The sequence below is a fragment of the Marinigracilibium pacificum genome (assembly GCF_012926615.1).
GTDB classification, from domain to species: domain Bacteria; phylum Bacteroidota; class Bacteroidia; order Cytophagales; family Cyclobacteriaceae; genus Mangrovivirga; species Mangrovivirga pacifica.
Map to the genome: position 1 here is coordinate 1 of NZ_JABBNU010000016.1, position 18,806 is coordinate 18,806.

20 protein-coding genes are annotated in these 18,806 nt (G+C 32.4%); 17 read left to right on the forward strand and 3 right to left on the reverse strand.

The features are described from left to right. The first annotated feature begins 294 nt into the window (after window positions 1-294). From HH304_RS20315 to HH304_RS20335, 5 genes are all read left to right on the forward strand, one after another. Window positions 295-924: a hypothetical protein gene (locus tag HH304_RS20315; protein WP_169685132.1), complete on the forward strand. Its 630-nt coding sequence runs from the start codon at window positions 295-297 to the stop codon at window positions 922-924. Window positions 925-1,615: 691 nt separating this feature from the next. Further along, complete coding sequence (locus HH304_RS20320; protein ID WP_169685133.1) at window positions 1,616-1,987, forward strand: type II toxin-antitoxin system VapC family toxin; 372 nt, start codon at window positions 1,616-1,618, stop codon at window positions 1,985-1,987. 172 nt (window positions 1,988-2,159) lie between these two features. Beyond that, window positions 2,160-2,660 carry a DUF4348 domain-containing protein gene (locus tag HH304_RS20325; RefSeq protein WP_169685134.1) on the forward strand — a complete coding sequence of 167 codons (501 nt, stop codon included), beginning with the start codon at window positions 2,160-2,162 and terminating at the stop codon, window positions 2,658-2,660. 559 nt (window positions 2,661-3,219) lie between these two features. After that, window positions 3,220-3,837, forward strand: a complete 618-nt coding sequence (locus tag HH304_RS20330) for an Imm43 family immunity protein (RefSeq protein ID WP_169685135.1) — start codon at window positions 3,220-3,222, stop codon at window positions 3,835-3,837. Between the two features lie 227 nt (window positions 3,838-4,064). Next, the gene (locus tag HH304_RS20335) at window positions 4,065-4,943 is read left to right on the forward strand and encodes an ATP-grasp domain-containing protein (RefSeq protein WP_169685136.1); all 879 of its coding nucleotides are present in this window, start codon (window positions 4,065-4,067) and stop codon (window positions 4,941-4,943) included. A 176-nt stretch (window positions 4,944-5,119) separates the two neighbouring features. Here HH304_RS20335 and HH304_RS21330 read toward each other — a convergent pair whose 3' ends face one another. Then, a complete protein-coding gene (locus tag HH304_RS21330) occupies window positions 5,120-5,251 on the reverse strand; it encodes a hypothetical protein (RefSeq protein WP_271711717.1) in 132 nt (43 codons plus the stop codon). Between the two features lie 224 nt (window positions 5,252-5,475). On the opposite strand from HH304_RS21330, the gene HH304_RS20340 reads away from it, so the two are divergent. From HH304_RS20340 to HH304_RS20395, 12 genes are all read left to right on the forward strand, one after another. After that, window positions 5,476-6,180: a hypothetical protein gene (locus tag HH304_RS20340; RefSeq protein WP_169685137.1), complete on the forward strand. Its 705-nt coding sequence runs from the start codon at window positions 5,476-5,478 to the stop codon at window positions 6,178-6,180. 280 nt (window positions 6,181-6,460) lie between these two features. After that, complete coding sequence (locus HH304_RS20345; RefSeq protein WP_169685138.1) at window positions 6,461-6,931, forward strand: hypothetical protein; 471 nt, start codon at window positions 6,461-6,463, stop codon at window positions 6,929-6,931. 612 nt (window positions 6,932-7,543) lie between these two features. Beyond that, window positions 7,544-8,473, forward strand: a complete 930-nt coding sequence (locus HH304_RS20350) for a hypothetical protein (protein WP_169685139.1) — start codon at window positions 7,544-7,546, stop codon at window positions 8,471-8,473. A 1,136-nt stretch (window positions 8,474-9,609) separates the two neighbouring features. After that, window positions 9,610-9,777 (forward strand): hypothetical protein, encoded by a 168-nt coding sequence (locus HH304_RS20355; RefSeq protein WP_169685140.1) that lies wholly within the window; start codon window positions 9,610-9,612, stop codon window positions 9,775-9,777. Beyond that, entirely contained in the window at window positions 9,764-10,135 is a 372-nt protein-coding gene (locus tag HH304_RS20360) for a type II toxin-antitoxin system VapC family toxin (protein WP_169685141.1), read from the forward strand. Before HH304_RS20355 ends, HH304_RS20360 begins: the two co-directional genes overlap by 14 nt. A gap of 125 nt (window positions 10,136-10,260) precedes the next feature. After that, the gene (locus HH304_RS20365) at window positions 10,261-10,725 is read left to right on the forward strand and encodes a DUF4274 domain-containing protein (protein ID WP_271711718.1); all 465 of its coding nucleotides are present in this window, start codon (window positions 10,261-10,263) and stop codon (window positions 10,723-10,725) included. Between the two features lie 161 nt (window positions 10,726-10,886). Further along, a complete protein-coding gene (locus HH304_RS20370; protein ID WP_169685143.1) occupies window positions 10,887-11,387 on the forward strand; it encodes a peptidase associated/transthyretin-like domain-containing protein in 501 nt (166 codons plus the stop codon). A 62-nt stretch (window positions 11,388-11,449) separates the two neighbouring features. Then, a complete protein-coding gene (locus tag HH304_RS20375; RefSeq protein WP_169685144.1) occupies window positions 11,450-12,160 on the forward strand; it encodes a hypothetical protein in 711 nt (236 codons plus the stop codon). 368 nt (window positions 12,161-12,528) lie between these two features. Beyond that, window positions 12,529-13,044, forward strand: coding sequence for a VOC family protein (locus HH304_RS20380; RefSeq protein WP_333908771.1), 516 nt, complete (start codon window positions 12,529-12,531; stop codon window positions 13,042-13,044). Between the two features lie 393 nt (window positions 13,045-13,437). Continuing rightward, window positions 13,438-14,283 (forward strand): alpha/beta fold hydrolase, encoded by an 846-nt coding sequence (locus tag HH304_RS20385; protein WP_169685145.1) that lies wholly within the window; start codon window positions 13,438-13,440, stop codon window positions 14,281-14,283. Beyond that, entirely contained in the window at window positions 14,284-14,778 is a 495-nt protein-coding gene (locus tag HH304_RS20390; protein ID WP_169685146.1) for an RNA polymerase sigma factor, read from the forward strand. Next, a complete protein-coding gene (locus HH304_RS20395; RefSeq protein WP_169685147.1) occupies window positions 14,768-15,319 on the forward strand; it encodes a hypothetical protein in 552 nt (183 codons plus the stop codon). The genes HH304_RS20390 and HH304_RS20395 overlap by 11 nt, the downstream gene beginning before the upstream one ends. Window positions 15,320-15,525: 206 nt before the next feature. On the opposite strand, the gene HH304_RS21335 is transcribed toward HH304_RS20395, so the two are convergent. Both HH304_RS21335 and HH304_RS20405 read right to left on the reverse strand, forming a co-directional pair. Then, on the reverse strand, window positions 15,526-16,578 hold the full coding sequence (locus HH304_RS21335) for a response regulator transcription factor (RefSeq protein WP_271711719.1): 1,053 nt from the start codon (window positions 16,576-16,578) through the stop codon (window positions 15,526-15,528). Between the two features lie 243 nt (window positions 16,579-16,821). Then, window positions 16,822-18,525 carry an alpha/beta hydrolase-fold protein gene (locus tag HH304_RS20405; RefSeq protein WP_169685148.1) on the reverse strand — a complete coding sequence of 568 codons (1,704 nt, stop codon included), beginning with the start codon at window positions 18,523-18,525 and terminating at the stop codon, window positions 16,822-16,824. Window positions 18,526-18,806 lie beyond the last annotated feature (281 nt).

The window sequence follows — 18,806 nt, forward strand, 5'->3', positions numbered from 1 at the left end:
CTTTTTTTTCATAATTTCAATGATTATTTAAATTAAGAACTCCTCCTAAGTTAGAAACTTTCCAGGTTTCCGACGAAGGAGGATTTGTTCAACAAAAGCTATGAATGAATGGGGTTTTATCGGTCAGGATATTTTGGTGGAGATTGGAAAGTCCGCCACAAGTTTTATTTTTAAATCAAGGCGTGGCTATGTGCGAGATGAGAGGTTAGTGTTTTCTAATCCCCACTCATTATAGCAAGAGCGGTTATGTGTAAGTTAATGAAACTCATTACATAAATTAGAAAACAAAATAAAATGTGGAATCGAATAAAGGAAATTGGTGGTGTGATTGTGATGTTTATTACAATTATAGGAGGAACCTCTGCTTTTTGGATTTTTATTCACTATGACAAATTGAAGATTGAATATGATTCAAAAATTGAAACGTTACAAGTTAAGAATATTGCACTTCATGATGATAGAGGAAAATTGGAAAAAGAGAATGCGAAATTATATTCTTGGCTTCGAGAGACACCAAAAACGATTCCATATTTTGAAAGAGTAATTAAGGAAAAAGAAGCTACTATTGATTCTTTAAGACTTTTATTAGAAAAACCTACAACAAGTAAAACAACGGAAACTAATAATAAATCCCACAAAAAGAAATATCGATATTCTGAAAAACTGAAAGAGGGAGAAAGTTTTATTGACCCATTAACAAATTCTACTGTATCTATTTATAAAATTGAAATGGATTATTCAGCAAAGGCAAAAGTTGATTATCCAAATGGTTTTAATACAACTAAAGTTAAATCTGAATCTATAGATGTTTCTCCTGGATTTACTTGGACAGATGTTCGTTTTGAAAACCGTCAATTTAAAATTGTAATTCAGAAAATTGACCCGTTATTTGATGAATTTGTAATTGAAATAATAGAAAATTAAAACCTACACACCCATTCAGGTCCAAGATTGCATATCTGGCTCTGGTTCAAGTGTTTACTTGGACCGATCATTATTAGTTTAAAAATTAGACTTGCAATAGTCTATTTCTCCCATGACCTGTCTCCTGCCAGTACATTTATTGTAGAAGTTACTTTCCTGTCTGTTGAGGGAAAGACCAAGGTGGTGGAAAGCCGGGTGGGTCAAGTAGCGGATTGACCTGAACTGAAAAATCTGATTTCATAAATATTAAATTATCCATTTGGAATTGTTTATAAATGTTTACAAACGGATTAAAAATTTCCGGTTACATACGTTTACAAACGGGTATTTATAAAGTAAATATTTGATTTTGCGGAATCAAGAGCTATTTTAGAATTTTTAAAGAGAATTATTAACAAAAAGAACAACGAAGTTAAAAAAGGAATAAGAGCAATAGAGTCGCGCTTATCCGCTCATTATGACTAATTAATAAAACCAAAATATTGAAGCTAATCGTATTATTTGTATATTTATCCTATCATTAATTATACTCGAAGAATGATAACAATAATTAAAAAAGGGACTCCTTTAGAAGACATAAGAAAGGCGATGAAAAAAGCTACAACTTAACCTAAATCAAAAGGGATTATTAAATTTTCGGGTAAGCTAAAAATCAATCAGAATCCTTTAGACATCCAAAAAAAAATGAGGGATGAATGGGAATAGAATTTTTGTTGATACTAATATACTTTTATACCTGCTGAATGGTGATAAAGAAGTAACCGAAATGATATCAAATAAAGATGTGGTTATATCATTTATTACAGAACTTGAACTCCTCTCTTATTCAAATTTGAATGACGATTCAGAGCAACTTATTAAAGAATTATTAAATGAATGTATAATAAGGGATATTTCTGGAGAGATTAAAGAATTAACTATAGAGTTTAGAAGGAAATCGAAACTTAAATTACCTGATTCCATTATTGCTGCAACAGCGTATTTCAATAAACTCCCATTACTAACTGCAGATAAGCAATTTAGAACTGTAGATGAATTGGATGTGATAATTTATGATGTATAAAAAGCCATAACAGTACCTATATGCCAATGTTTAGTTTTTCTGTTGGGGCTATCTCGCTGTTCGAAGTTTAGGTTCAGCGTAACTTCGAACAATAAATAAAAACAGGGATTGTATCCCGGTCAATATTACAAGATCTCCCCGACGGTACTTAATTGCTTTATAAACCACTAACATGAATAGACTAATTATTATACTTTTAATAATAACAATTGGATGTAATCATTCTGAAATAAACTCTACCGAAGGGGATCTAGAAGTGTCAGATACAACTAAATTGACATTGGCAGAACACTCGACAATAATAGAAGAAGTAATTGAAACTGAAGAACTAGTACCAGAAGAATTCGATAGCTTTTTTGATAAATATAGTACTGATTCTATATTTCAAATCACAAGGACTCTTTTTCCATTAGAAGAAAAAATTTGGGAGATTGGTGAGGATGAACCAACATCTGAGACTATTAATAGAAGTCAATGGAATTTCATTACATTTAATTATCATGACAGTTTATCAACCCGTAAAATTGACCCTTACACACAATCGGTAAATTATGGAATGGATACTACGAAAATTGAAATACGGGGAGTAGATAATGGCATTTTCACTGATTTCAATTTTGTAAATAGAGATGGTCAATGGTTTTTAATTTCTATTCATGATTATTCGAACTAAGCTTCCACCTCTCGCTGTTCGAAGTTTAGATTCAGCGTAACTTCGAACTTTTTATGAAAAGCAGGGATTGTATCCCGGTCATTTTTACGATATCTCCCATGGCCTGTCCCCTGCCAGTACATTTATTGTAGAATCAAATTTCCTGTCTGTTGAGGGACAGACCAAGGTGGTGGAAAGCCAGTTGGGTTAAGTGGCGGGTTGACCTGAAACCTGAAAAATCTGAAAACATAAATTTTAAATTATCCATTTGGAATCGTTTGTAGATGTTTATAAACGGATTTAAAAATTTCCGATTACATTCCGGTTACATTCCGGTTACATACGTTTACAAACGGGTATTTATTAAGTAAATATTTGATTTTGCGGAATCAAGAGCTATTTTAGAATTTTTAAAGGGAATTATTAACAAAGACAACAACGAAGTTATAAAAGGAATAAGAGCAATAGAGTCGAGCTTATCTGATAGTTGTATTGCATTAAAATAGAAGACTGAATGAGTACTGTGAATTTAGCTTATTGATATAAAATAAGACATATAAATATTTGTAGACTGCTATATATGAAACTTGAAAACAAAGTTTATAAATTGAATTGGGGTTTTAATCATTCGGGTGATTCTGAAAAAGATGCTTTTCATATACCATTCAAAAATAATATGGAATTTTCTGCGGATATGATGAGTGTTAGGGAGTTTGAGTTGCCTGAAAGGCTTTATCTTCAGGCAAATTTTAGAATTATAGAAAATATTGACTACCCATTGACTGACCTGAATATTCAAATAATTAGTAAAAGAATACTTGATATAATTAATGAACTAGGGGGTATTAAACATAGACAGGTTCCGATAACTATGATTGATGATACATTTTTAGATGAATTATTTGACAAGCAAGGTGAATTGAAACCTAATGTTCCTACTAATAATGACTTTGTTGGGATTCAGCTAATGGAGTATACTGACGTTTTCGACTATGATAAATCAGAGTATGAAGAAGACTTTATACTTCCAGTTGGACATATTAGCAAATTAATACTTAAAAAACCAAAATATGGATTTCCTCCAATTTTTAAATTGAAAGAATGTTCAAGTGAAGTTTTTATTTCCGAACAGACATATAACAGAATGAAAAATGAGAACATTAGAGGATTTGATTTTGAAGAGATTGAAGTGTCTTGAAAAGAAGAATGACGCAATACAACAAGGTATAAAAAACATAAGTGGTTCAGTGGTTTACGGAACTATGGAGCATTTAATTAACTCCGCCAAAACTGCGATTTGACGGGTTTATGAAAGGATTTAAATTTGTGTCAAAACGTAAATTTGGCTCAGTGCAACTTGATAGTTATGTGCTTCGAAATCACTTACGTTTCTTATATTTAATGTTGTGAATAAGAAGAGAAAAAATGAGAGTTATTTTTTGCGACAGTGTATTTGATAATAAACTGATCGAGCCTGAATATGAAAAAGAGAAATTATCAGCAGTTAAAAATGGATTCTCTACTTCACTTATCAGTCACGAAGAACTAACAGATGGAAATGTAGCTCTAAGCATTAAGCTTGTTAAACCAAGCGAAACAAAAGAACTAGGCATTTACAGAGGATGGATGTTAACTCCATCTCAATATGAAGACCTCTATAATGCACTTCTGAACAAAAATATTGAGTTGGTTAACTCTCCAACCGAATATACAAACTGCCATTATTTCCCTGAGTCTTATGGTGTGATTGAACAACATACACCTAAGTCAAACTGGACTGAACAAATTGACGATTCAGCCATTTTAGAACTGACATCTCAATTTGACAACAGTGCAATTATCATCAAGGACTTTGTGAAGTCTGAAAAACATAACTGGGAAGAAGCTTGTTTCATACCTCAAGCCTCAGATCAAGAACATGTGAAATCTGTGGTTAAAAGGTTCCTTGAATTAATAGGAACTTCGCTCAATAAAGGAATTGTTTTTCGACAGTTCGAAGAATTAGAATTTCTAACAGACCATTCAAAAAGTAGAATGCCATTGACTAAGGAATTTAGAGTCTTCTTTTATAAGAACAAACTCGCTTGCATATTCGACTATTGGGACGAAGGTGATTATGATGGAGAAAAACCAAACCTTAAAACCTTCGAAGAACTTGCTACTAAAATCAATAGTAACTTTTTCACTATGGACATCGCTAAGAAAAAGAACGGTGAATGGATAATTATGGAATTAGGAGATGGACAGGTTTCTGGATTACCTGATAACGCTAATACAGACAAATTCTTTAATAGCCTAAAATGAAAAACCACTACAACATCCAGTATGATGTAATAGCTAGTAGCGTGTTTTATAGAGATTGTGCTAATTGGACCCCATACTGTTCGAAGTTTAGCTTCAGCGTAACTTCGAATTTTTAATGAGAGGCAAGCTCAGCCATTTTTACGATATCTCCCATGGCCTGTCCCCTGCCAGTATATTTATTGAAGAATCAAATTTCTGGTATGCCGGGGGACAGACCAAGGTGTTGAAAAGCCAGGTGGGTCAAGTAGCGGGTTGACCTGAAACCTGAAACCTGAAAAATCTGAAATCATAAATATTAAATTATCCATTTGGAATCGTTTATAGATGTTTACAAACGGATTTAAAAATTTCCGATTACATTCTGGTTACATACGTTTACAAACGGGTATTTATTAAGTAAATATTTGATTTTGCGGAATCAAGAGCTATTTTAGAATTTTTAAAGGGAATTATTAACAAAAAGAACAACGAAGTTATAAAGGAAATAAGAGCAATAGAGTCGCGCTTATCTGCTCGTTGGCAATAATGTAAAATGAAAAAATTAACATCATTCATAATTCTTTTCTTGACCCTGAGTTTAGGGTTTTCACAAAATCGAAAAAACTGGACAGAACTTGACTATCTAAATGCTGACGAATTTCGTTTTCAAACAGAAAATGATATTACGGGAAAATTCTTTGTAACTGTTTCAGACAATTTTAATTACTATACCAATCCAATCATTATCAAGGATCTAAGAAATAAAGAGATTGTAAAAATTGAATTTAGTGAAACTGGTATTGACATTGTTTTTGAAGGAATAAAATACCAAGGAAATGATACATCAAATCCCTTGAAGCCTTGGCTTCTAATGCTAAACCCTGACTTTTTCCGGTTAGTATTTGAATGTGTTGATATAACTGCTAATCATTATGTTGTCAAACTTAATGAGAACGAAGTAGGCTATATAGCAACAGATAATCCCGATTTCAAAAGAGTAACCATAGAGGATTTTATTAAGCATTGGACAGAATTGGGATTTGATTTTGACCGCTCAACTAATCCATTACGTACTGAACCCAATGAAGGTGGTCAGATTATATTAAACTCTTTAAATGAAAAGTACAAAATTTGGACTGGAGGAATTCTAGAACTGAGGAGTGATTGGTTGAAAATTAGAACTATAAACGATGAGGTTGGATGGATAAAATGGAGGGATGGCCAGAAAGTTTTGATAAAAATGTATTATGCTTGTTAAAAAACACTATTGCCAACAATTTGTAAAAAAACATGCCGAGTTTCCTGCTTGATCGAATTCTAGAAGTCCACTGCAGATTGGTCGTAATATTTGCTCATCGTTTTGGGGATGCAGTTAAGAGCTTCAAAGATTACTCAAAACTTATCGCAGGATTGCAGGTTCGAAGTTTGGTCAAAACTTCCAGCAACGCAAATATTACTATTTTGCTTGCTCTTTACAGCTTTAGGCACGTTTTTTACAAGGGCCGTTGTGCTTAATACAGGGCTATCAATCGAACTTAATGAAAATATTCAATCCAAATTATATAATAGAATTTCGCAACGCAATAGAATCTCATAACCTAAAGTCAGGAGAAATAATTCTTCAAATATGTGAGCATGATGGTTATAGAGATAATTATATAAATTTGATAAAGGATTTTTTTACCAAAACCAATATTCATTTAGAAAAGGAAAGTTTCGATATAAATAGAATAAAAAGAAATGAAGCTATTTCCGCAATCAAGTTTGGATTAAGTACAAAACCAAATTATACTAGCATAGATAAAGAGTTCAACGAATCAGATAAAAACAGATATGCAAATGGCTTTATTGACTTCTTTATTAATCCTGATTTTTTCTCTGTAAACGTAAGAATATTTAATAAGGATTTAGATTTAAATGATTTTTGGGAAACAGGAGGAGCAATCTTAATTGATGATAATAAAATTGGATTATTTTGGATTAATGATCTATATGATAAATTTAATTAAAGCACATAAGCACAATAACTAAGCATTCGAGTGGCCGATACGCAATTGAATACAGAGTTGACAAGTCCGGTGCTTGAAAATGTTACTATGGCGATTTCAGTTACTTTCGTGAGGTTATTGGCTAATTTACTGCCTCCTGCTGCTCGAAGTTTAGCTTTAGCGTAACTTCGAACTTTTAATAAAAAGCAGGGATTGTATCCATGTCAATATTACTATATCTCCCATGGCCTGTCCCCTGCCAGTATATTTATTGTAGAATCAAATTTCCTGTCTGTTGAGGGACAGATCAAGGTGTTGGAAAGCCAGGTGGGTCAAGTAGCGGATTGACTTGAAAACTGAAACCTGAAAAATCTGAAAAATCTGAAAACATAAATATTAAAATATCCATTTGTAATCGTTTGTAGATGTTTATAAACGGATTTAAAAATTTCCGATTACATTCCGGTTACATACGTTTACAAACGGGTATTTATAAAGTAAATATTTGATTTTGCGGAATCAAGAGCTATTTTAGAATTTTTAAAGGGAATTATTAACAAAAAGATCAACGAAGTTATAAAAGGAATAAGAGCAATAGAGTCGCGCTTATCCGCTCGTTGTGAGACATAAATAATGAATAAAATAAAGATCATATTTTTAATATTGACCTTTCCTTTAGTATGTAAAGGCCAAATGAAGAATTATGAATTCAATAAAAATGATTTGGTGAACTATAAAAAAATAATAGCTAATCAAATTGATTATTATCAGGAAAATGATAGTTCGATGCGTCAGTCGATTTACTATTTAGATAAAAAGGGAAATATTATTAAATCCGAATCATTTGAGAATGACACATTAAGGCACTATGCTATAAATGATTTTGATACTAAAGGACGAATAATTTCTCATAAATCATATTTTGAAATATATACATACAATGAAGATATTGGAGACCATACTCCTGAATGGAATGACAAATATTACAATGGCTCTGATTTTATTTATAATGAGGATCAATTAATTGAAGAACGTATTTTTAATTATGTAGATGGTGAAAAATCATACGATTATATATACAAATTCAAATATGATAAAGATGGAAAATTAATTAATACTCAGTTTATAGATCTTTATAAAGGTCTGACAGGAACTTTCCTTCCAAATACAGCAATTATTGATTCATTATTTAATAAGGAAGACATCACCATAACTAATACATATTATGAATATCGTAATGATTCAGTTATTGGAATTAATTATGGAACAAAAAATATCATTACTGGGTATGAATTTGAAATTTTAAATGAAAACGGGCTTCCAATTGAATTTCAAAGTGCAGATTCAGAGGGCTCAGTTTATATTATTTACCGGTCCAGATATAATGAATTGAATAAGCTAATCGAAAAATCAAGAGAAATAATTGATTACTCAAAAATCAATTATGATTTAACTGCTGAGGACAATTATGTTATAAAATATAATCAGAATGGATTGCCTGAAAGTGGAATTTCATATTGGAAAGGAGAAATAATATCAAAAAGAACATTAAAATATGAATAAATACATCTCACAACAGCATGTATGCAGTTATGGCGGCTATAGAGTCAGCTCAAGCGCCGGTTCTCGCTGGATTTCACTGTCCTATCGGACGCGAAATCGGCACGATAATCCGCCACAAACTCATACATCGAACGTTGGCAAAAAATTAAAACCTCGATGACAGATGCATTAAAATGCAATATTTAAACTACATATATGATTTTTTAATTTTACCGTACTTTTTTGCAAGTCTGATAAATATATTTATAACAGAGAGATTTCTTAAACGAGACTTTAAAACGATACAGGATATAATTGGGCTAGTTTTAATCATTGGTATAGTACTTTACATATTGATTATATTATTAGAACTTTTTGATGCATGGTATAGTGGTGTTGAGTATGAGCAATATGCCTTTATTAATTCGGATTCATTTTCGAAAGGTAGATTGATACTTACTTTCTATCCAATACTTATGTTGGTATTAAATATTTTTAGAAGATTTAGGACTAATGAAATTATTATGTTTATAACATCATTATATTATTTGCCTAGATTTTATGAATTAATAATATTTTTAACTGTTTCAAGAGTTACTTTGAGAACCATAAACCATGATTATTTAATACCGATAGGTAAAATGTTTGCATACCGGATTATTTTATACTTTGCGGTTTTAATATTTTACAGATATAGGAAAAAAACTTTTGCTAATAACTAAGCATTCGAGTGGCCGATAGGCCTATACTTAGCCTGTCTCGAAACAACCGGGAAATGCAGTGTTGACAAGTCCGGAGCTTGAAAATGATACTATGGGCATTTCGACTATTTTTATGTGACTTTTGGCTAATTGTCTCCCCCCCCCCTGGCTGTTCGAAGTTTAGCTTCAGCGTAACTTCGAACTTTTAATAAAATGCAGGGATTGTATCCCGGTCACCTATCAGTATTTATAAAGTAAATATTTGATTTTGCGGAATCAAGAGCTATTTTAGAATTTTTAAAAGGAATTATTAACATAAAGATCAACGAAGTTATAAAAGGAATAAGAGCAATAGAGTCACGCTTATCCGCTCGTTATGACTAATTAATAAAACCCAAATATTGAAGCTAATCGTATTATTTGTATATTTATCCTATCATTAATTATACTCGAAGAATGATAACAATAATTAAAAAAGGGACTCCTTTAGAAGACATAAGAAAGGCGATGAAAAAAGCTACAACTAAACCTAAATCAAAAGGGATTATTAAATTTTCGGGTAAGCTAAAAATCAATCAGAATCCTTTAGACATCCAAAAAAAAATGAGGGATGAATGGGAATAGAATTTTTGTTGATACTAATATACTTTTATACCTACTAAATGGTGATAAAGAAGTAACCGAAATGATATCAAATAAAGATGTGGTTATATCATTTATTACACAACTTGAACTCCTCTCTTATTCAAATTTGAATGACGATTCAGAGCAACTTATTAGAGAATTATTAAATGAATGTATAATAAGGGATATTTCTAGAGAGATTAAAGAATTAACTATAGAGTTTAGAAGGAAATCGAAACTTAAATTACCTGATTCCATTATTGCTGCAACAGCGTATTTCAATAAACTCCCATTACTAACTGCAGATAAGCAATTTAGAACTGTAGATGAATTGGATGTGATAATTTATGATGTATAAAAAGCCATAACAGTAGCTATATGCCAACGTTTTGTTTTTTATCTGGTGCTATTATCTTTGAGGGTTAGCTATGCGTTTTTTCAGAAAGCCGAATGTTTCGGGTATCCATAGCTTTATTTGTAGTTATGTTGAATGATAAAGAAAAATATCTTATAGATACTTTTGAAGGTAATAATAACCTCGATAACTGGATAATATTGCTTCAAAAATCAACCAATTCCTTTTTTTTAAAAGAAAGTGCCGAAAAATATAATTGGGATGACGGATTTGAATTGCCAACGGTTATTGCCGACAACCCCTATTGTGATAAAGGAACGGCTCTTACACTATTTTGGTTAGCTGAAGGAATTTCTTATTACACAGGAGAAATAGAAAAAAATGAATACAATACTGACTGGGTTGATTTTTGCAAATTTATGGGTGACAGATTAATAAATGGCGCCTATAAAGAAGGGCTTGTTAGCTTCAACCCTGGCCTTAGTAAAATATTAATATATAAATACAAAAAAGCTGGAATTCCCGAAGAACTATTCATGCCAATAGAAGGAAAACCAGATTATAACGTAGATAGCTCCTCAAACGGTAATTGAAAACCTGATTATCTTCAATAGATTTTTATAGAATCAGGGTGAAGTTTTGTCCGGGTTTCAAGCTCGTTATTATTTGAAAAAGTTTGAAATTTCCGATTGTGAGAGGGATTTACCAGAAATAAAATTAAGAGAGCATCAAGTAAACATTGTATTAATAAACCGTGAAAAATCTAATTCTAATAACATTCTCCTTACTTGCTATAAATTCAATAACTTTTGGTCAAAAGGGAGTCATTAAAGGTCAGCTTATTGACTATAAAACATCAAAACCTATTGCAGGTAAAACAATAATATTGTTTGGTACAACATCAGGTGTCACATCTGATAAGGAAGGCAGGTTTGAATTTGATAATCTGAAGCTAAAAAACACCGAGCTAATAATTTATGGTGGTCATATTCATGATTCAGGTATTGGAAATAAAAAAAACTATTATACTTTAAGCTTGCGAAATATTAAATTAAATGAGAATAACAGGACGATTGATCTTAAGATAATTTACTTATTGGATAGTGATCAAAATGTATCAAATCTGAATTTCCCGTGTATCATTCTTGATGAAAAAACTTTTCAATACAAATTCGTTGGAGGTGCAGACCGCCACTTTGAAGGCAAGTTTGGGTTAATTGATTTTTCAACTCCTTCAAAAAATTGTGCCTTATGATAATTATCATTCACCCGGAAGGCCTGAGTTCTTGAATAAACGAAGAAGTAAATCCTGTTTAAATGATCTCTGAAGAACAAAATATTGCCTTAATCGAAGTTGCCAAAGGGGCATCTGATAATCCAGCCTGGAAAGATTATGCAGATTATTGTCTTTTAAAAGAGAAAGGACTTAGAAAGCCGGCATTATCAAAGTTGAATGAGTTTTTAAATTCAACCCAAGGCTGGTCAGCAGAACAAAGAATCGAGTTTGTCAATTTCTTGTTTCCTCTTATTGAGACAATACCGGGAGCAGACCAGGGTCCATTTCCTCATCCATTAAGTATTAGGTTAACTAAACCTACCCTTGAAGAGTGGTGCGCTTATGAAAAATCAGACAGCAAGCCTTTTCGCTGGTTTGGAAAATATTACAGAAGTGAAGAACATCTACACAAAGCCCTGGAGGTAAATCCGGAGGATGATTTAGCAAGAGAGACTATTTTAAACTGGTGGACAAACATCCTTTATTTTTCAATTCATCATCTGCCTGAAGGTTATATTGGTGATCCCGTCGAAGATCTTGAATTTGCTGAAAAAATCAAGGTACAGATTTCCAGGTTAGTTGATCCGGAGCGAAGGGATTACTGGACAAAACAACTGGGTATTGATCTGGAAATAATTGAAAACTATCTTGAGTGGAAAAAATCAGGTCATCCCGATCTTGCCAGTTGGGGAAAGGAAAATAATAAAACAGTGGGTTATCATTTAACCAGAGCTTATTACTTCGAAAAATGATCAGGTTTCAATAGTTATGATTAGTTTGAGGGGATTAACTTAGAAATTTTCGTCAAGGAATTTTTCCGACCGGTATGAATTGGTAACCGGAGTGTTTCTAATATTATTCAAAACATAGTGTCCACTCTGATTAACTAACATATTAATATTCAGTTAGATATATATAAATAAATTGATGTCGTCATTTTGTTTATATGGCTTAAAACTTATATTTTGGTAGGTTTCCATATTAATCGTAAGGCTTCCCAAGGTTCGAGGGGTTATTATTATTAACAATTCAAATTAAGTATACGATCCATCATGGTGCTTATACACGACAACAGGATTCAGTTTAAAGTTATTCCGTATTAAAAAGACTGAAACATTCAATGAAATATTTATTATTAACTGCCCTGGTTATAGCTACTCTGGCCAGCTGCAGGCAATCAACTGAAACATCGGAAATTATGAAAGACAACAAAAATCAAGCAGAAACACCTGGCACACCTGTTGATACGTCAACACCTAAAGTCACTGGAATTGGTGGAATCTTTTTTTATTCGGATAATCCTGATAAGACAAAAGAATGGTACACGAAAAATCTGGGAATTGAAATTAATGACTGGGGCTCATCAAGTTTTGAATCAAGAAATCTTGATGATCCTGAAAAAATAAATTCGCTACAATGGAAACCATTTAAAAATGGAGACGAATATTTTGCTCCCTCAAGCAAGAATTTTATGATTAATTATCAGGTTCAGAATATCGAAGGGCTTTTAGCCAAATTGCAAGAGAATGGAGTAACTGTAATTGATAGTATTACCACATATGACGGAATAGGGAAATTTGTCCATATTATGGATGCGGATGGCAATAAGATTGAATTATGGGAACCCGCCGATTAACCTGAAATTACTTGATTTCTAAATTTCAGGTAATTTTTTGTCTGACTACAAGATTATACCTGCTGTTCGAAGTTTTGCTTCAGCGTAACTTCGGACTTTTAATAAAAAGCAGGGATTGTATCCCGGTCATAATTGTCTGAAATTCCACCCATGGCCTGTCCCCTGCCTGTACATTTATTGTAGAATTTGTTTTTCTGTCTGTCCCCCGACTGACCAGGGTGTGGCAAGTTTTTTACACCCCTCCGTTTGGTACCGGTATGACCTTTATCACCTCTATCAGTAGTCCTCTCCTACATATACTGCATATCAAATCAAAAAACATTAAAAAAAATAAATCATAAACATGTAACATTTTTTGATTTCTGCATCTAAAGGAAAAACAAACACAGAACCATGAAAAAAATCTTACTATTTTCAGCAATCTTACTTTCCTGTTTAACTTATGCTCAAGAAGTCAAACAACCAATTCATGTAAAAGTAACAGGTAGCGGAAAACCTCTCCTGCTTATTCCCGGCTTTACCGTTCCTGGTGAAAGCTGGAATTCCTTAGTTAACCAACTGGAGAAAAACCATGAGTGCCATATTGTTACACTTGCAGGTTTCGGAGACAAGGAACCTATAGATTTTCCGTGGCTTCCAGCAGTTAATGAAGCAATCGAAACCTATATAAATGATAATCAAATAAAAGATTTAACCGTAATTGGGCATAGCCTGGGAGGAACAATAGCTACCTGGCTTGCTGGTAGAAGTAATAACTATTTGTCCAGAATAATATTGGTAGATGCATTACCGGCTACCGGTGCCCTTATGATGCCCAATTATAATCCTGATAATTTGGTGTATGACAGTCCTTATAATAATCAAATGTTGTCGATGAGCGAGGCTGATTTTGAGAAAATGGCTGATGCTATGGCTAAGGGAATGAGTTTAAACCCCGAAGCACAAAAAAATATTAAGGACTGGATGATTTTAGCAGATAGAAGAACTTACGTATATGGATATACCGATTATCTTAAACTAGATTTACGGGAGAATTTAAAAAACATTTCTATTCCTGTGACAATAATCGCTGCAGATATGCCTTATGGAAAGAATATGGTAACGCAAACCTACCAGACTCAGTATGCTAACCTGGCAAAATATGATTTGATAATTGCTGATAATTCGGCTCATTTTGTAATGTTTGACCAGCCGGAGTGGTTTATTGATCAAATTCAACAAATCCTTGTATCTAATTAAATGAATATAGAAAAGGAGGACTTCACCTGTATTTATAATACCCATGCCCCGAAGGTATTCAGGTTGTGTATGCAGTATGCATCCGGTGATGAAGACTTAGCAAAAGAGTGGCAACAGGAGACTTTTATCAAGGTATGGAATCATAGAAAATCATTTCAGGCAAAATCTTCAATAAGTACCTGGATATATAGAATTGCTGTAAATATTTGTTTGGGAGATTTGAGGAATTCCAAAAAGGAAATTCAGATTGATGAAGGTATCCGGAGTATTGACTCAACCACTGAGGAAAATGAAAAACAGGAAAATCAAATTAAGAAGATGCATAACTGCATCAATAAACTAACTCAAATCAATAAGGCAATCATAGTTCTGGAACTAGAAGAAGTACCTCAGGCTACAATTGCAGAAATGTTAGGATTTAGTCACGGTTCATTACGAACCCGGTTGAGTAGAATTAGAAATTCACTTTTAAAATGTATTACAAATGGAAAATGATAAATTATCCCAGTTATGGAAAAGTCAAAACAAAGACTTTACGCTTGATAATCCGGATATGATTATTAAAAAGGCTAAAAAGCAACGTAATGGACAATTTATTACCATAACGATATTGGCCACAACAATTATAATATTGATAATATTCACAGTTAAGTATGCTAATACCGACTGGAATAACTTTACACTTGGGCTTACTTTAATGATTTCGAGTCTCGTTTTTCGACTCATACTTGAATTTGCAACAATTTACCGCAGAGAAAACAGGTTAGTCTCATTAGACAATCAGTTGTATCAGGAATACTTGAAAAAACACTATAGAATAAGGCTGGGTATTAATTATTTAATCACACCTATCTGTTTTGGAATTTATATTTATGGATTTACAATGTTATTACCATATTTCAAAAATGAGTTTTCCGAAGGATTTTATACTTACATTCTGATTTCCGGGTATGCCTCATTTGTTGTAATAGCATTAATTATTCTTAATAGTATATTTAAAGAACACAGATTTCTAAAACAATTGAAAAGTAAATAGCTTTCCTGTGTTACCGGAGTATATAATAATTACAAATGTTCGAAGTTTAGCGATAGTGTAACTTCGAACATTTTATGAAAAGCAGGGAATTTATTCCGATCATCTCTCCCTGTGGCCTGTTCCCTGACAGGACAATTATTGTAGAATTTGTTTTCCGGTCTGACGGAGTACAGACCGGGGTGCGGGCATAATTGTGAACAATGAACCTAATCCCTTGACTGATTTTTAATTTTATCTACAAATTCCTGTCTGTTACTAACCTCTAACTTCGCATAAATATTTCGAATATGAGTTTTTACGGTACTCAAGGAAACAAACAGTTCATTAGCAATTTCCTTATTGCTTTTATCCTGAATAATAAGATCGGCAATGCGTTCTTCCTGATTGGTTAAATTGATGTTTTCATGTGAAGAAATCTCATTTCCCTTTTGATTTAATTTTATAAATAAGAAGACAACTCCAATGATTAAAAAACTACTAAGAGCTCCCAGAATATAGGTCATTCGGCGGTAAAAGTCCAGGTCTTGTTGAGTTTCAGCTTTAGAAAAGTCGATAATCAATTCTTTCAACTGCTTTGCATAACCATCATTATCATAATAATCGTTCAAACTATTTTGAAGCTCTTCATAATATCCGGGATCATTTTTAAAATCTTCTTTAAGGATATTTGGCTCAACCTCTGAAAGTGAAATTAAAGTGACCAACGGATGAAACTTCTTTTTCTCAGAATATGCCTTCAGCTCAGAAAGTACTTGAGCAAATGATTGATTTTTTTGATTAGAGTCTGTTACAGTCAATAATTCATTCGTTAATCGGTTTGCATAACTGTCTATTTCCTGCCATTCTCTATCAATAGGATTTGTATTTGTATTACTGGAAAACCAATATTTATTATTTCTTTTGAAAACAATGGTGTCTTGATTAGAGAATATGAAAACATGAAAGTTCTTCCTGTTTTCATCAAAAAACAATTGTAACTCTGTTTGATCTTCCTCAATTCTGGAATGTATACGGTAAAATGCATGCTTTTCTGAAAGCAATTTTCCTTCAAAAGAAAAGTAACCCGAGCTGTCTGTTAAAGTTGACATCAAAAACTGTTTCGTCGCCATTGTACTTTGTTCATCGAAGCTCAACAGACTTAAGTAAACTCTTTTGTTTTTCATTGGTGTATCCAGATATCCGGATATGGAATACTGACCAAAACAGAAATGACTGATAACTAAAAACAGAAACCCAGATAATAATAAACTACGCTGCATACTAAGAGTAAATGTAAAAAATTTCAATGATTGATAAAATCAAATGAGAAATTTAACTCTCTAATACATATTAATGACTATTAAGCTGCTTCATCATTATGTGAATCATGTGAAAAAGAATAAAATCAGCGTGGTACAATTTTCAATTTTTATAAAACAAAGAATTTAAAAAAAATGGCGGCTAACAACAAGTGTTGTCAGCCGCCATGAAAATTGATAATTAAAGCTTAAAATTTCTGAGATCTAGTACAACTTTTTAAGCTCCTCTGCTGTGAAGTTTCTGTTTTCCGTATAATTATCTTTACAGTAGGCCAGTGCTTTTTTACCTTCATTTGGATTAATATCTTGTTCACTAGCTAATTTTGCGATATGATAATTAATGAATAATAAATCACTATCTACACCCTCCGGAATTAAGTCTTTATTTGAGTTTAAGTAAAATTTACTATCTAACAGAAGCTTCATTAATCCATCGTAATCTTCAATTTTCTTAAAAGCAGCAACTGTTTTATCAAGATTTCTATAATAAACTATCGGTTCAGTTTTAATCTGAATCTCAGCAAAGGCTTTTTTATAGCTTTCAGCACTTTTCTTATAATTTTCTATAATAAAATAGAAATTCCCTTTGTTTGCCTCGTCAAAACCTCCGGGTTCTTTCATGTTTGAGTTTTGCCAAAGCTTATAATCTTCAACAAACTTTATGAATTCTTCCAGTTCTTCATTTTTCTTAGCCAAAAGAATATCCATCAAGACAGGCCCCACGTCTTCTAGTGTATATTTTTCCTCTAAACCATAATTAATCTTCATATCATTAAGATAATTGGCTCTATAGGAAGCTAAATCCTTGTAACTTTTAACATTTCTGTAATCTTTAAATATAAACTGTATCCCATCTGTCATAGCCAGGGGTACTAAAGTATTATGATTGGCCTCATACGTTTGCTTTTTGAAATGGAATCCTGGATTCATGTTAGCCTGGTAAATTTTCTCATAATCATTTCCTGCTTCAATTCTATCAGGTGAATCTGATGTTGCATTTCCAACAAAATAATGCATTGGTTTACCTTGATAGTTCTTCATAACATCTCCAATATCCATTCTGACATCATTACTAAAGAAATTAGTTGACAGGGATATAAATCCTCTGAATGGATTATCGTCTTCAAGTAAAAGAAAATGATTATACTCAGCTCCGTTGGAATGTCCGATCATAACATTGAAACCTGAGGTGCTGTAATTACTGTCAATAAAAGGAACAAGCTCTTTAAAGATAAAATCCTTAAATTTTTTACCCGATTCCTTGTAGAAAACATCCAGATCCTTATTTCTATTTGATTGACCATTGGTCATTCCATGAACAATTCCCACTAAAATAGATTCGGGGATTAGTTTATATTCATCCAGTGATAAATAAGATATATTATCTTTGGCCACTGTAAAAATATTCCCACCAGCATCTGTTGTATAAAAAACAGGGTATTTCTTAGCCGGATCATAGTTAGCTGGCAAAACAATTTTAACTAATCTTTCCGCTCCTAAATATTTGGATTGGAACCTCTTGATTCCATAATCAATTCCCAAAGATTCAGCATTTGTATCATTCACCCACCCCTTAATAAAGAATACTTTTGTTGAATTATTATTTATGATTTTTTGATTTGGATTGTTATCAAGAGATTTAATAATTCCCTCGTTTTCCCATTTTCCTTTTGTGAATTTAAATTCTGCCGGATAAGAAATATCTGTAGTGATTTCTCTCTCGAAATCTGATGTTTTATTCATTTTCACTGCAGCTGGATTCCAGTTACCTAAAGATTCCTGATTACCGGTAATGTAAACCTCATCGGTCTTATTAGGTACAATAACTTTGATAGTTGCTTTTTCCTGAGCGAAAATGCTTCCTGATAAAAGCATTATTATCGTGAATAGAAATATATTTTGATTCATTGTGATTGGTGTTTTGTTGATTCAAATGTAGCTTGCAGAAAAGGCAAAACAGGCATTAACCAGGGTTGAAAAAGGGACTAGTCCCCCGTATGATTTTTATTCTAACAGGGTTTTGGGCATTTATCCTTATTAAAGAGAATGAATTTAGATAAAGCTAATAGGTTAGTTAATAAATATTTTTCTGATGTTAAAAGTTATGAATTGTTGGTTCACATCATACCTGTAATTTCAGGGTTAATACTATAACTTTCCTTGTTTATAATAAATTAATGTTTTCATCA